The sequence below is a fragment of the Colwellia sp. Bg11-12 genome, assembly GCF_014076955.1.
Taxonomy (GTDB): domain Bacteria; phylum Pseudomonadota; class Gammaproteobacteria; order Enterobacterales; family Alteromonadaceae; genus Colwellia_A.
Genome location: NZ_JACGUZ010000052.1, coordinates 74384 through 88884, shown reverse-complemented (window position 1 = coordinate 88884; position 14501 = coordinate 74384). Strand labels below are relative to the sequence as shown.

13 protein-coding genes are annotated in these 14501 nt (G+C 38.6%); 8 read left to right on the top strand and 5 right to left on the bottom strand.

All coding sequences use genetic code 11. The features are described 5' to 3' along the window. Positions 1–59: 59 nt before the first annotated feature. From H4J39_RS03465 to H4J39_RS03455, 3 genes are all read right to left on the bottom strand, one after another. On the bottom strand, positions 60–2291 hold the full coding sequence (locus tag H4J39_RS03465) for an NADP-dependent isocitrate dehydrogenase (RefSeq protein ID WP_182226010.1): 2232 nt from the start codon (positions 2289–2291) through the stop codon (positions 60–62). 306 nt (positions 2292–2597) lie between these two features. Next, positions 2598–3704 carry a hypothetical protein gene (locus tag H4J39_RS03460; RefSeq protein ID WP_182226009.1) on the bottom strand — a complete coding sequence of 369 codons (1107 nt, stop codon included), beginning with the start codon at positions 3702–3704 and terminating at the stop codon, positions 2598–2600. Between the two features lie 18 nt (positions 3705–3722). Further along, on the bottom strand, positions 3723–4280 hold the full coding sequence (locus H4J39_RS03455) for a phosphoribosyltransferase (protein ID WP_182226008.1): 558 nt from the start codon (positions 4278–4280) through the stop codon (positions 3723–3725). A gap of 148 nt (positions 4281–4428) precedes the next feature. Between H4J39_RS03455 and H4J39_RS03450 the strand changes: the two genes are divergently transcribed. The 3 genes from H4J39_RS03450 (at position 4429) to deoD (ending at position 7357) form a co-directional block, all read left to right on the top strand. Beyond that, positions 4429–5334 (top strand): endonuclease/exonuclease/phosphatase family protein, encoded by a 906-nt coding sequence (locus tag H4J39_RS03450; RefSeq protein WP_182226007.1) that lies wholly within the window; start codon positions 4429–4431, stop codon positions 5332–5334. Positions 5335–5446: 112 nt separating this feature from the next. Further along, positions 5447–6442 carry an adenosine deaminase gene (add, locus tag H4J39_RS03445; RefSeq protein WP_182226006.1) on the top strand — a complete coding sequence of 332 codons (996 nt, stop codon included), beginning with the start codon at positions 5447–5449 and terminating at the stop codon, positions 6440–6442. Between the two features lie 210 nt (positions 6443–6652). After that, a complete protein-coding gene (deoD, locus tag H4J39_RS03440) occupies positions 6653–7357 on the top strand; it encodes a purine-nucleoside phosphorylase (protein ID WP_146800086.1) in 705 nt (234 codons plus the stop codon). A gap of 247 nt (positions 7358–7604) precedes the next feature. Here deoD and H4J39_RS03435 read toward each other — a convergent pair whose 3' ends face one another. After that, complete coding sequence (locus H4J39_RS03435) at positions 7605–8825, bottom strand: phosphopentomutase (protein WP_182226005.1); 1221 nt, start codon at positions 8823–8825, stop codon at positions 7605–7607. A gap of 257 nt (positions 8826–9082) precedes the next feature. On the opposite strand from H4J39_RS03435, the gene udk reads away from it, so the two are divergent. The 5 genes from udk to upp all read left to right on the top strand — a co-directional run bounded on the left by udk (position 9083) and on the right by upp (position 13112). After that, positions 9083–9733, top strand: a complete 651-nt coding sequence (udk, locus tag H4J39_RS03430) for a uridine kinase (protein WP_259368746.1) — start codon at positions 9083–9085, stop codon at positions 9731–9733. 32 nt (positions 9734–9765) lie between these two features. Next, the gene (locus H4J39_RS03425; protein WP_182226003.1) at positions 9766–11010 is read left to right on the top strand and encodes a NupC/NupG family nucleoside CNT transporter; all 1245 of its coding nucleotides are present in this window, start codon (positions 9766–9768) and stop codon (positions 11008–11010) included. A 24-nt stretch (positions 11011–11034) separates the two neighbouring features. Then, complete coding sequence (gene deoC, locus H4J39_RS03420) at positions 11035–11808, top strand: deoxyribose-phosphate aldolase (RefSeq protein ID WP_182226002.1); 774 nt, start codon at positions 11035–11037, stop codon at positions 11806–11808. Positions 11809–11832: 24 nt separating this feature from the next. Then, positions 11833–12408: a thymidine kinase gene (locus H4J39_RS03415; protein ID WP_182226001.1), complete on the top strand. Its 576-nt coding sequence runs from the start codon at positions 11833–11835 to the stop codon at positions 12406–12408. A 77-nt stretch (positions 12409–12485) separates the two neighbouring features. Next, positions 12486–13112 carry a uracil phosphoribosyltransferase gene (gene upp, locus H4J39_RS03410; protein ID WP_182226000.1) on the top strand — a complete coding sequence of 209 codons (627 nt, stop codon included), beginning with the start codon at positions 12486–12488 and terminating at the stop codon, positions 13110–13112. 83 nt (positions 13113–13195) lie between these two features. Here the strand turns inward: upp and deoA are convergent, their stop codons facing one another. Continuing rightward, the gene (gene deoA, locus H4J39_RS03405; RefSeq protein WP_182225999.1) at positions 13196–14497 is read right to left on the bottom strand and encodes a thymidine phosphorylase; all 1302 of its coding nucleotides are present in this window, start codon (positions 14495–14497) and stop codon (positions 13196–13198) included. Positions 14498–14501: the final 4 nt, after the last annotated feature.

The following is a 14501-nucleotide window of genomic DNA, read 5'->3' as shown; positions in this document are numbered from 1 at the left end:
TCAATAAAAAGGCTGAGCATCTATAACGATGCTCAGCCTTTTTTATATCACGTACTCTGTTAGAGTAAGCTAGATAATATCGTATTAAAGGTTTCGCTTGGTCGCATTGCTTTACTCGCAAGTTCAACGTCAGCATAGTAGTAACCATTGATGTTCATTGCTTGTCCTTGAGCGGCATTTAATTCAGCAATAATTTTATCTTCTTGCTTGGTTAATGCTTGAGCTATCGCTGTAAAACCCGCTTTCAACTCTTCATCATTCGTTTGCTCGGCAAGTGCTTGTGCCCAATACATAGCAAGATAAAAGTGGCTGCCACGGTTGTCTAATTCACCGACTCTGCGAGAAGGTGATTTATTTTCATCAAGGAACTTGCCCGTTGCTGAATCCAATGTATCTGCAAGGACTTGTGCTTTGTTATTCTTTGTATGAACACTTACATGTTCTAAAGAGGCAGCAAGTGCTAAAAATTCACCTAAAGAATCCCAACGTAAATGGTTTTCTTTTTCAAATTGTTGTACGTGCTTAGGTGCTGAACCACCTGCGCCTGTTTCAAATAACCCACCACCGTTCATGAGTGGCACAATTGAAAGCATTTTAGCACTCGTTCCTAATTCTAAAATTGGGAATAGATCAGTGAGGTAATCACGTAAAACATTACCCGTTACTGAAATAGTATCTTCGCTATTCGCTGTTCGAGCTAAAGTAAATTCACACGCTTTAACCGGCTCTAAAATTTGAATATCTAAACCTGTAGTGTCATGGTCAGCTAAATAGGTATTAACCTTTTTAATCATCTCTGCGTCATGACCACGATTTTCGTCTAACCAAAAGATAGTAGGAACGTTGGTTGCTCTAGCACGTGTTACGGCTAGTTTTACCCAATCTTGAATAGGTGCGTCTTTAACTTGACACATTCTCCAAATATCACCTTGAGCAACGCTATGTTCTAATAGCGTTTCGCCGTTGTCATTTACAACACGAACAGAGCCTTTACCTGTCATTGTAAATGTTTTGTCGTGCGAGCCATACTCTTCAGCTTTTTGAGCCATTAAGCCAACGTTTGGAACGGTACCCATAGTTGTTGGATTAAATGCACCATTTTCACGACAAAAATCAACAACCGCTGAGAATACACCCGCGTAATTACGATCAGGGATCATAAATTTAGTGTCTTTTTGCTTACCTTCTTTATCCCACATCATTCCTGATGCTCTTAAAGCGGCAGGCATTGAAGCATCAATAATAACATCGCTTGGTACATGGAAGTTAGTAATACCTTTATCTGAATCAACCATCGCAACTTCTGGACGTGTTGCATAAACAGCCGCTAAGTCAGCTTCAATTTCAGCTTGCTTTTCACTTGGTAAGCGAGAAATTTTTGCATAAACATCGCCAATACCATTATCAGCATTAACACCCAGTTGTTCAAAAATAGCGGCATGCTTATCAAAAACGTCTTTATAGAAAACTTTAACCGCGTAACCAAACATGATCGGATCTGACACCTTCATCATGGTTGCTTTTAAATGAAGAGAAAGTAAAACGCCCTCTTCTTTAGCTTTAGCTGTTTCGGCTTCATAAAACTCAACTAATGCAGACTTGCTCATTACCGCAGCATCAATAATTTCTTTGTCTAACAAAGGTAAGTGTTCTTTTAATAAAGTAACATCACCATTGTCGCTAACAAATTCAATCTTTACATTAGTTGCTTCGTTAAGCGTGGTTGATTTTTCACTGCCGTAAAAGTCACCTGCAGACATATGAGCAACGTGTGATTTTGATTCTTTTGACCAAGCCCCCATAGAATGTGGATTTTTACGCGCATATTGTTTAACTGAACTCGGTGCACGACGGTCTGAGTTACCTTCACGCAAAACAGGGTTAACGGCAGAGCCTAAAACTTTTGCATAAGTAAGCTTGATTGATTGTTCTGCTTCATTTTGAGGCTCAGCTGGGTAATTAGGTAAATTATAACCCTTCGCTTGAAGCTCTTTAATTACCGCTTCTAATTGTGGAATAGAAGCTGAAACATTAGGTAATTTAATAATATTAGCTTCAGGTGTTTTTGCTAACAAGCCTAATTCTGCTAAAGCGTCACTTACACGCTGTTCAGCTGTTAAATATTTAGGAAAGTTAGCCAATACACGAGCGGCAAGTGATATATCACGAGTCTCTACGTTAATGCCTGAAGAAGCCGTGAATGCTTGAATAATTGGTAATAAAGAATGAGTCGCCAACGCGGGCGCTTCATCGGTAATCGTATAAATTATTTTTGTTGAATCTGAGCTCATCTACTTTCCTATTTCTAATCTGCTGATTGCCTAATAAAGTGAACGTTATGGCGTTTAGCTATACTTCCACTCTATCAATATTAATTTTTCCGCGATAACGCTAGCGCGTTTTAAAAATGTGATTATTATTCGCGAGTCACCTGCCTGAGTTAGCTCAGACATAAAAAACCAGTGGGATCACCACTGGTTAACCTGCGCATTATAAACCTTCACGTAAGCTTCGTAAACAATATGGCTATAATTACAAATAACTAATATTGATTTTTAAGCGTTTACTCTGCACAAAGCTGTTGTCGGGCAGCTTATTTATTCAAACCAATGCTTATTAATGGGTAATGAAAATAACAGCGGCGCTAAACGTTTATAGTTATCGCGGTTTGATGCACATTTTACATTTTCCATATAATGGGCTTTCCAAGGGTCATTGATCAGCCAAATCTTATTATCAGCAACCGCTACACCTTCTAAAGAGGTATTACCAATAAGCTCCCAGTCTTTGCACTGCTCATCATTACTAACAACAGGCGCTAAAAACGTCATTGAAATAACTTTTGTTGGTTTTTTATTTGCTAAATCAATAATCCATAATTGATTGTCATTTCTTGCCGCCGCCGCTAGATAACCAGGGTGATTATCTACAGGTAAATAATCCATACCATTTATCGGATGTTGTCCTTTACTAAAATTCGGTAATACAACGTTAGTATCTACAACAGTCGCAAATTCTTCTGACACCCAAAATTTTTCAGTTAACGCCAATGAAAAAATACGGGCTGCACCTTTATTATCTTTTTCTAAACCTAGATATAACGTGTTGTTTTTACCAAAAGCCAAGCCCTCAATACCGTCATTAGCGTAGTCTCCTACGTTATAAAGCGCATTAAATTGGAGCGGCCTTACATGTGTCATTGACAAAACATTGTTTTCGTCAATTTCTAAACGTACTAATAGTGATGGGTATTTTGTCGAGCCCGTCTCTTTAAAGCGTTGCTGACATGCTGGTGAAAGCTGAACACCGTCGCGAGCATCTTCGGTAACAACAACAAAAACGTTATCATTGTTTGGGTCAACAGCTAATGCTTCAAAGTCAGGCTTGTCGGCTAAGTATGGGTAAAAGCAACTTTCTTTTACTTGGTTCGATAAGGTCATTACGAGCGATTTTTCTGCCACGAGTGCTGAAGCAGGGTCAATAATGTGTAATTGCTTTTGCTGAGAGTGATGAGCAGAACGGTCAGATAATGAAAGTAACTTTCCTCGCCACAACTTTAATGCTGAAGTTTGGGGGTCTAACATCACAGCTTTATTGGTCTCTACCAGCCACTTTCCTTGTAAAGTAACTTGCTGATGAAAGTCATCATCAGCAAGTACAAAAGAAGTAGAGAGATAAAGGGCTAAAAAGGATAAAAGCTTCATTAACGTCTCAACCTCTCTTTATTTTAAAAGATGTAATATATTTGTTAAGTCTGACTTGCCTTCAGCAATTTCTTCTTGCGTTAAACCTGATAATTCATGAGGAAAAACCAACCACTCTTCTGACTCGTGAACATAATAATCAGGTTTTATATCAACTACGTTATTGGTTGGTTTATACCAAGGGCATGCAATACGAACATCGGTAGGCATATTGTTGCGTGCTAACTTCTTAAGCTGTTTTATCAACGCGTCAATACTTCTGCCTGAATCAAATACGTCGTCAACAATCAATAAACCATCGGTGGCATTGGCATTTTCAATAATGTAATGCAAACCATGCACTTTGATTTCTTTACTTTGTTGATTAATACCGTAGTAAGAAGACGTACGAACAGCAATGTGGTCAGTTTCAACATTTTTGAAATCAAAATATTCTTGAACTGCAATGCCAACAGGTGCTCCGCCACGCCATATACCAATGATAAATTGGGGTCTAAAACCATCTTCAAATACTTGTGCTGCGAGTCTAAAAGAATCTTCTAGTAGTTCTTGTGCGGTAATAAATTTTTTATTCATAGTGGTTGTTTCTTACTGTAAAAGTAGTGTAATGTGGCAAATTATATCAATTGTTGACCGAATGGTTAAGTAAATTATTCAACGAATTAACTTTTATTATCTACCTGTGCTCAAAATAATACATTGAGTTTAACTAAGAGAAGTATTAATGCAAAAAAAAATATTAACAACTGCTAGTTTACTCTTTAGCCTCATGTATGTTTCACCCAGTTACTCACAAGAACTAAAAGTAGCTTCATGGAATATCGCTTGGTTAGGTTCTCATGAATATAATAAACGAAAATCCAACGATTATCAGCAATTAGCTGTATATGCCAAACAACTTGATGCAGATGTTATTGCTTTGCAGGAGGTTGAAGATGAAAATTGGGCTCGTAAGGTTTTTGGTAATGAATATGACTTTTATTTTTCAACCAAAGACTGGGTACAACGTGTTGGTGTTGCCGTTAAAAAATCAGCAGGCTTAAGTGTTGTTGCTAAAGAATATAAAGCGTTAAATGTTACCCGAGTGAGACACGGTATGGATGTCACTTTATCGAGAAACGGTAAAGAAATAAGACTCCTTGCGGTACATTTGAAATCGGGTTGCTTTGCCTTGCCACTCGATGCTAAAAGCCTCGCTTTATTGCCAAGTAATACCGATAAAGAATTAAGATTAAAAGAAGCATGTACAACCCTGAGTATGCAAATTGAACCACTTGAACGTTGGGTAGATGAGCGCGCTGAAGATGACGAAGCCTTTATTGTACTTGGCGATTTTAACCGCCGATTCTCACAAGACATAAGTCATAAATACGCTGAAGATCAAGGTTTATGGCAAGCACTAGACGATGAAGGAAATGAGTCACTTTGGACACCTACAGCCACTAAAAACTCTGATTGTTGGGGCGGTTACTACAAAGACTATATAGACCATATTGTGTTTAACCCTAGCGCTAAAAGTATGTATGTAGACAACTCTTTTGAACAATTAGTCTTTAAAGAGAAATACACGAGAGATCTCGCTAACTCGTTAACCGATCATTGCCCTATCTCTGTTAAATTAAAGCTTTAATTAATGAACACCTAGCAGCATATTAAGGATTTTAAGCTAAAATAGAAAACAAGCGTTAACCGTTGCTCGTATTAACGAGCAACACTTTATATTATTAGGACAACATTTCCCCATGTATAACAAGCAACTGCCACTTATAGACCTTCACCGACATTTAGACGGTAACATTCGCCCTAAAACTGTTTGGCAATTAGCCCAAAAGAACAATATTCAATTACCTGAAGCTAATTTCGAAGACTTCCTTCCGCACATCAAAATTACTAATAATGAAGCCGACCTGCTCGCTTTTTTAAAGAAATTAGATTGGGGCGTTAAAGTCATAACGTCATTAGATGATGTTATTCGTATTGGTTATGAAAATGTTGAAGACGCTTACTTGGCCAATATTGATTATGCCGAGTTACGTTTTTCGCCATTTTATATGGCAATGACCCATCAACTGCCTATTGAAGGTGTTGTTGAGGCTATTATTGAAGGGGTCAATCAAGGGTGTAAAAAGTATCCTACCAAAATAAACTTAATTGGCATTCTTAGCCGTACCTTTGGTGTTGAAAACTGTGAAACCGAACTCAATGCAATATTAGCCCATAAAGATAATATTGTTGCACTTGATTTAGCCGGAGACGAATATAATTTCCCCGGTAATCTTTTTGAAAGTCATTTCAAAAAAGCCCTCGATGCAGGTTTACAGATAACAGCACATGCAGGTGAAGCTGCTGGCCCAGAAAGTGTTTGGCATGCCATAGAAAAACTTGGCGCAACAAGAATTGGTCACGGCGTAGCTTGTGTAAAAGATCAAAAACTTATGGACTACATGCGTAAACATGAAATTGGTCTTGAGTCATGCCTCACCTCGAATTACCAAACAGGTACGATAAAAGACTTAACCAAGCACCCCATTAAAACCTTTTTAGCGAATGGTCTTAATGTTTGCCTCAATACAGATGATCCAGCCGTTGAAAACATTGAGCTTGAAGATGAATTCAATCTTGCGAGCAAATTACTTAAGCTCAATGAAGAGCAAATAACTCAATTACAAACCAACGCGATTGAAATGAGCTTTTTAAGCAACGAAGAAAAACAAAGCCTACGTGAATTAAAAATATAGGTGAAGATAAGTGCAGTTTCGGCTTTAATGATCAATCGATAATTGATCGTTTCTTCACTTAGTATTATTATAACGCCATTAACTATTAAGCGGTGTTAAAACATCGTCAAAAACAATTTTTCAGTAAAAAATCCTTGATAGCAGTTTGATCTCATCAGCTCTGGCTAGAAACTTACTGAGTTACACTTAACGAACTAAAGGATAACTCTTATGCCAACACCACATATTGAAGCTCAAGCCGGCGACTTCGCAAAAACAGTACTAATGCCCGGCGATCCGCTTAGAGCTAAATATATTGCCGATAATTTCTTAGAAAATGTTAAATGCGTAACACGTGTTCGTAACATGTTTGGTTACACGGGCACTTATAAAGGTAAACCTATTTCAGTTATGGGTTCAGGAATGGGTATCCCTAGTGTTTCAATATACGCGACTGAACTTTATAAAGACTACGGCGTTGAAAGTATTATTCGTATTGGCTCTTGTGGCGCTGTTCGTGACGACATAAAAGTGCGTGATATTGTTATTGGTATGGCAGCAAGTACTGATTCTAATGTGAACAGACAGCGTTTTCATGGCGTTGACTTTGCCGCATGTGCAGATTTTTCATTGTTAAAAAGTGTGGTAGATACTGCCGAACGATTAAATAAGCCCGTACGTGTAGGTAACATCTTTACAGCTGATTTATTTTACACACCTCAGCCAGAAATGTTTGCCACCATGGAGAAATATGGCATTTTAGCGGTTGAAATGGAAGCAGCGGGTCTTTATGGCGTAGCAGCAGAATACGGTAAAAAAGCATTAACGGTGTTAACGGTGAGCGACCATATTAAAACGGGTGAACAAACTACAGCTGATGAACGTGAAACAACGTTTAAAGACATGATGGAATTAACTTTAGAAAGTATTCTATAACGTTTAAGTGAAGGTTATGTTGTGATGCGCCATCGACATGGATGGAAATACTCATGTTGATAGGCATCAATACCTAAGAACTGCCATAGCACCACAACATTGCATACAAGGATATAGATACTAAGTTTTGTTTGAAAAATAAATTGGCCGTTTATCCTAAACATAAAAAGGGTTAGCATTAATGGCTAACCCTTTTTTTATATCAACTATTTAAGCCAAGTAAATGGTTTGATCAATCAAACAATGGCTATGTGTTATTAAAGCCAAGCTCAGTTAAAAAGCTTGTACCGTAAGCCATTTCTTCAACTGTAAACAGTTCTGCGATGGTTTGTCCTAAATCAGCAAAAGTGGTTCGTCTACCTAAATTCACTGAAGCAATATTGTGATGATAGGCTAATACTGGCACATATTCACGTGTATGATCGCTACCTGGCCAAGTTGGATCACAACCATGGTCAGCCGTTAGGAATAATACATCGCTATCTTTCATCGCACTCAGTACTTCAGGGATGCGAGCATCAAAAGCTTCAAGCTCTCTAGCATAACCTACTGGGTTACGTCGATGGCCAAAGTCCTGATCAAAATTAACTAAATTAGTAAAGATTAATGCATTATCTTGTGCGCTATTAATATGAGTGATGGTTGCATCTAATAACGCATCTAATCCCGTTGCCTTGGTTTTTTCACTAATGCCTTGATGAGCAAAAATATCAGCAATTTTACCAACACTTATCACATGAGTACCGGCATCATAAATTTTATCAAGTACAGTCGGTGCTGGTGGTAATACCGAGTAATCGCGGCGGTTACCGGTTCTCGCAAAATCTTCGGGAGTCTCGCCAATAAAAGGTCTTGCTATAACTCGACCTATATTTAAGCCTTCAAGTTCAGCGCGTACCGTTTCACAATACTTATAAAGATTGTCTAGACCAAAATGTTCTTCATGTGCCGCTATCTGAAAGACACTGTCTGCTGAGGTATAACAAATGGGTAAACCGGTTTTGATATGCTCTTGCCCTAATTTTTCTAGAATGTCAGTGCCAGAGGCATGACAATTACCTAACATACCGCTAAAGCCTGTCGCCAGATTAACTTTTTCAATCAAATCTTCAGGGAAGGCATTTTCTTTATTAGTGAAATATCCCCAGTCAAAAAGTACGGGAACACCGGCCATTTCCCAGTGTCCACTTGGCGTATCTTTGCCTGTGCTTATTTCTTGTGCATAACCGTAAGCGCCTTTTTTGGGCTCACCACCTTGCTGTGGAAAATCAGTATTTGAAGCATCGTGGCAAGCTTTAAATAAACCTAAACTTGCAAGGTTAGGTAAGTTTATGGCCTTTCCTGTCTCGGTGTAATATGCCTTAGCAAGGTTAGCAAGGGTATTTGCACCAACATCACCAAATTCTGCTGCGTCAGCAGAGTAACCGATGCCAAAACTGTCTATCACTAAAACTATTGCGCGGGCCATAGCATTTCCTTTATGATCATTTTTCAAATATATATTCATAAATAGCAGAATAAAACATGACCACATGGTCAAGTTGTGCTAATTTATCACCTTTTGAAAATGGGGTAAATGATGCTTTTAAAAATACGCTGATAAAGTAACGTATTTTTCATCATTACATCATAAAAGTATAAACTAGCTTTTAATTACTGTCATCTCTACAGCGGATGACAGAATTAAAATTATTTTTGAAGCTGAATTATCGACAGGCAAAAACATTGAACGCAAATAAACCGACAATTATTACAATCACAGGTCCATCAGCATCGGGTAAAACCCTTTTTGCGCATACGATTCATGATGAACTTATCGATGAATTAGGTGAAGACGGTATTTCCATTTTAAGTGAAGACTCATACTACCGCTCACAATCTCATTTAACGATGTCTGAACGTGAACAAACAAACTACGACAACCCAAGCGCCTTTGAGCATGATTTATTAGCAGAGCACTTAAAAAGTATCACTGAAAATAAATCTATCGATGTGCCTATTTATTGTTATAAAACACACACGCGTTTAAATGAAACCCGCAGATTTACACCCACCAAGATTGTCTTGGTTGAAGGCATTTTATTACTGACAGATAAAGCACTTCGAGATCAGTTTGACATTAAAGTTTACATGGACACACCACTTGATATCTGTTTGGTTAGACGCATTAAACGCGATTTAACTGAACGCAATAGAAGTATTGAGTCGGTGACCAATCAATATTTAGAAACAGTGAGACCGATGTACTATCAATTTATTGAACCCTCTAAAGCTTGGGCTGATATAGTGATCACTCGCGGCGGAAAAAATAGAATGGCGATTGAAGTGCTGAAAGCAAAAATACGTCAACTCTCAAAATTACCACTACAAAAATAAAAATAACAATAATTATAAATTAAGGGGGATTTATGGATTTTTCCGCATATAGAGGTGTAATAGGCATATTTGTTTTATTAGCTATCGCCTATGGACTTTCAAAAAGCAAAAAAGATATTAACTTTCGTACAGTAGGTTTTGCCTTTTTATTACAACTGTTACTGGGTGCTTTTGTTTTATATGTTCCTTTTGGTAAAGACGTATTAACGACAATCACCTCAAGCGTACAAAGTGTTATTGACAGCGCGAAGGTTGGCATAAGTTTTCTCTTTGGTGGACTTGGCACAGACGCAATGTATGAAAATGGCGTTGGTTTTGTTTTTGCTATTCGAGTGTTACCTAATATTATTTTCTTCTCTTCTTTAATTGCCGTTCTTTACTACCTTGGCATTATGCAATGGGTCATCAAAATTATTGGCGGGAGTTTACAAAAACTATTAAAAACCAGTAAGCCAGAGTCACTTTCAGCCACCGCAAATATATTTGTCGGTCAAACTGAAGCCCCCTTAGTTGTTCGTCCTTATATTGCTAAAATGACACAGTCAGAACTCTTTGCCATTATGGTGGGTGGACTTGCTTCTGTAGCGGGCTCTATTATGGCAGGCTATGCAGGTTTAGGTATTGAACTTAAATATTTAATCGCGGCATCTTTCATGGCAGCCCCCGGCGGTTTATTAATGGCTAAAATTATATATCCTGAAACCGAACCTGAAAAAATCATTCAAGAAGAAGTCGACTTCGATGAAGGCGATGATAAACCGGCTAACGTCATAGATGCAGCGGCTTCTGGAGCAGCGTCTGGTTTAAAACTGGCGGTAAACGTTGGTGCGATGTTATTAGCATTTATTGCCCTGATTGCTCTACTAAATACGATTGTTGGCGGTATTAGTGGTTTATTTGGTTACCAAGATATTACCATCGAGCTGATTCTCGGATACGTTTTTGCCCCTTTCGCATTTATTATTGGTGTACCGGTAAACGAAATGCTGCAAGCAGGCAGTTTTATCGGCCAAAAAGTGGTTGTAAATGAATTTTTTGCTTACGTAAATTTTGTTGAAATAAAAGACACGCTTTCACCGGTAACCCAAGCAATTGTAACGTTCGCGTTATGTGGATTTGCTAACTTATCTTCAATAGCCATTTTACTTGGTGGTATTGGCTCAATGGCCCCTAGCCGTAGACGTGATATCGCTAGGCTTGGTGTCCATGCAATGTTAGCTGCAACGTTAGCTAATTTAATGAGTGCCGCTATTGCCGGCGTATTCATTTCTTTGTAGAGAAATAAAAGGAAAATAATCGTAATGTCTGATCTTAAAAAAGTTGCTCAGCGCGCCCTTTCGTTAATTGATTTAACAAGCTTAACGGATAGTGAAACGACAGAAGAAATTAAAACCTTGTGTCAACAAGCTAATTCATTAGCAGGCGCAACGGCCGCTATCTGTATATACCCACGGTTTGTACCGCTCGCAAAAAAACTATTAAAAGCACAACAAACCCCTCATATAAAAATTGCTACGGTAACTAACTTTCCTCACGGAAATGACGATATAGATATCGCTTTAGCCGAAACACAAGCTGCTGTTGCCTACGGGGCTGACGAAGTTGATTTAGTCTTTCCTTACAAAGCATTAATGCAAGGTAACGAAGCGATTGGCTTTGATATGGTAAAAGTGTGTAAACAAGCTTGTGGTGAATTTGCTAAGCTCAAAGTTATTATCGAATCTGGTGAGCTTAAATCAGCAGCATTAATTGAACAAGCAAGTGAAATTGCAATTAATGCCGGTGCTGATTATATCAAAACATCAACAGGTAAAGTACCGGTTAATGCCACACCAGAAGCCGCTAAAATTATGCTTGAAGTCATTAAAAATAAAAACATCAATGTTGGTTTTAAACCCGCAGGTGGTGTTAGAAATGCTGAAGATGCCGCGGTTTATCTTGATTTAGCTGATAGTATATTAGGTAATGAGTGGGTTGATAATAACCATTTTCGTTTTGGCGCAAGTAGCTTATTGAACAGTTTACTTGACACGCTAGGACACACCACTGAAGATAAGTCAGCAAATAGCTACTGATCATCATTGATAAAGAAGTAATTCATGGCACAACTGTATTTTTATTATTCATCAATGAACGCAGGTAAGTCGACTCACCTGTTGCAATCATCTTATAATTATCGCGAACGTGGTTTAACAACGGCTATCTACACCGCACAAATTGATGACAGGTTTGCCAAAGGAAAAGTCGCCTCGCGTTTAGGTATAGACGCAGATGCTTTCTTATTTGATGATAGTATTAACATGCTCGTTGATATAAAAAACAAACACCAGGCAAAAAAAATTGATTGTGTGCTTATTGATGAAGCACAGTTTTTGTCAACAGAACAAGTAAAGCAGTTAACGGATGTTGTTGATTTATTGCATATACCGGTTTTAGCTTATGGCATAAGAACTGATTTTCTAGGTGAAACTTTTTCTGGCAGTGCTGCCCTGCTCGCTTGGGCTGATAAATTAGTCGAATTAAAAACGATTTGTCATTGTGGACGTAAAGCTAACTTTGTTATCAGACAAGATGAAAATGGTGTGCCTGTAAAAGTGGGTCAACAAGTTGAGGTGGGTGGCAATGAACGTTACGAGCCTCTTTGTAGAGCCCATTTCAAGCAATTAGTCTGGTAAAAATAGTCATTTCTTCTTCGTTTAATACGAGGAGGATATTTATCTCATTTGTCCCTGTATAAAACAAGGAATACTCCATGTCAGTTTTTGAAAGCACTCACCCACTGGTCAAGCACAAAATTAGTTTATTACGAGATAACAATATTTCAGTTAAAGCCTTTCGAGAGTTGACTAAAGAAATATCAATGTTGCTGACGGTTGAAGCAACCCAACACCTTAGTCTTAAAAATACCTCCTTAACCTGCTGGTCTGGTGAAATATCAGTCCCTACACTTGCTGATAAACAACCCACGCTTGTTCCCATATTACGTGCGGGTTTGGGTATGCTTGAAGGCTCTCTTTCAATATTGCCCTGTGCAAAAATTAGTGTTGTTGGCATACAACGAAATGAAGAGACTTTAGCGGCTGAAAGTTATTACGAAAATATAATTTCTGATATAGAAAACAGAACAGCAATTATTATTGACCCGATGCTAGCAACAGGCGGCACTGCATTAGCGACAATAGATTTATTAAAAACCTCAGGTTGTAAGACCATTATCGCGCTATTTTTAGTTGCGGCACCAGAAGGCATTAAAATGATAGCAGATGCTCACCCTGATGTTACGTTAACCATTGGCGTAATAGATGAAAAACTTAACGAGCAAGGTTATATTCTACCGGGTTTAGGTGACGCAGGAGACAAAATTTTCGGAACATTGTAATATTTGATACGTTATAAATTGATTAATGTATTAAGAATCACTTTTTATCAGCTAAATAAAAAGTGATTTTATATGATGCAAGCTTAATAGATCACCGGTGGTAATTCAGGTGACTCTTCAGAATAAGTGATTGCTTGTTGAAATTGCTGAGCAGCTAATAGCGCAGAATTTTCATCTTTCGCATGAACACGCGCAATAACTTCGCCACTGTTTACTTGTACTCCCAGCGGTAAAATTCGATCGAAACCCACACTGTGATCAACTTTTTGTTTTGGCGCTGTTCTCCCGCCGCCTAAACCAACCACTGACATACCAACATCACGGGTGTTCATTTGTGCTAAGTAGCCATGTTGACTCGCTTTTATCTCCATAATAATCGCAGCTTTGTGCATTGACCCCCAAGGGTTTTCAACAAAATCTGTTGGACCACCTAAAGCCGCTATCATACGTTCAAATATTTCTGCCGCTTTACCTGAATGCAGCGCCTTATCAATTTTAAGATAGGCACTTTGTTCATCATCTGCTAAACCAGAGTTTACTAACATCGCACAGGCTAACGTTTTAACAACCTTATGTAGACGTGGTTCTCGCTGTTTACCGGTTAAATATTTAGCGGTTTCATACATTTCAATAGCATTACCAGCACTGGTTCCTAACACTTGATTCATGTCAGTGATGATCGCTTGAGTTTTAACGCCGGCACCATTGGCGACACTTGAAATACTCTCAGCAAGTGCTTTAGCATCGTCAAGTGTTGACATCATTGCGCCATTACCCACTTTGACATCCATCACTAAAGTATCAAGACCCGCAGCGAGTTTTTTAGATAAAATAGAGGCGGTTATCAGGGGAATAGACTCAACCGTCGCGGTTACATCTCGAATACTATAAAGGCGTTTATCTGCAGGGGCTAAGTTGTCAGTTTGGGATATTATAGCTACACCCACCTCTTTCACGATGCGCTTAAATTCAGCTATTGTCGGTTCAACATTAAAACCCGCAATACTTTCTAATTTATCTGAGGTACCACCGGTGTGTCCTAACCCTCGTCCTGAAATCATTGGCACGTAAGCACCACACGCAGAAACGATTGCAGCAAGCATAAAGCTCACTTTATCTCCTACTCCACCTGTAGAATGTTTGTCTACAATGGGGGCATCATAGCCCTCCCACGAAAGTACATCACCTGAGTTCATCATCGCTTTAGTGAGTGTTACTTTTTCTTCAACCGACAATCCTTTTTGAAAAATTGCCATCGCCATTGCACCCACTTGACTGTCAGAAAAACTGCCGTCAACTAAACCCTTCACGAAACTGTGAATTTGGCCTTCGCTGAGGTTTTTACCATCACGCTTAATGCGAATAATTTCTTGCGGTAATACCATGGTT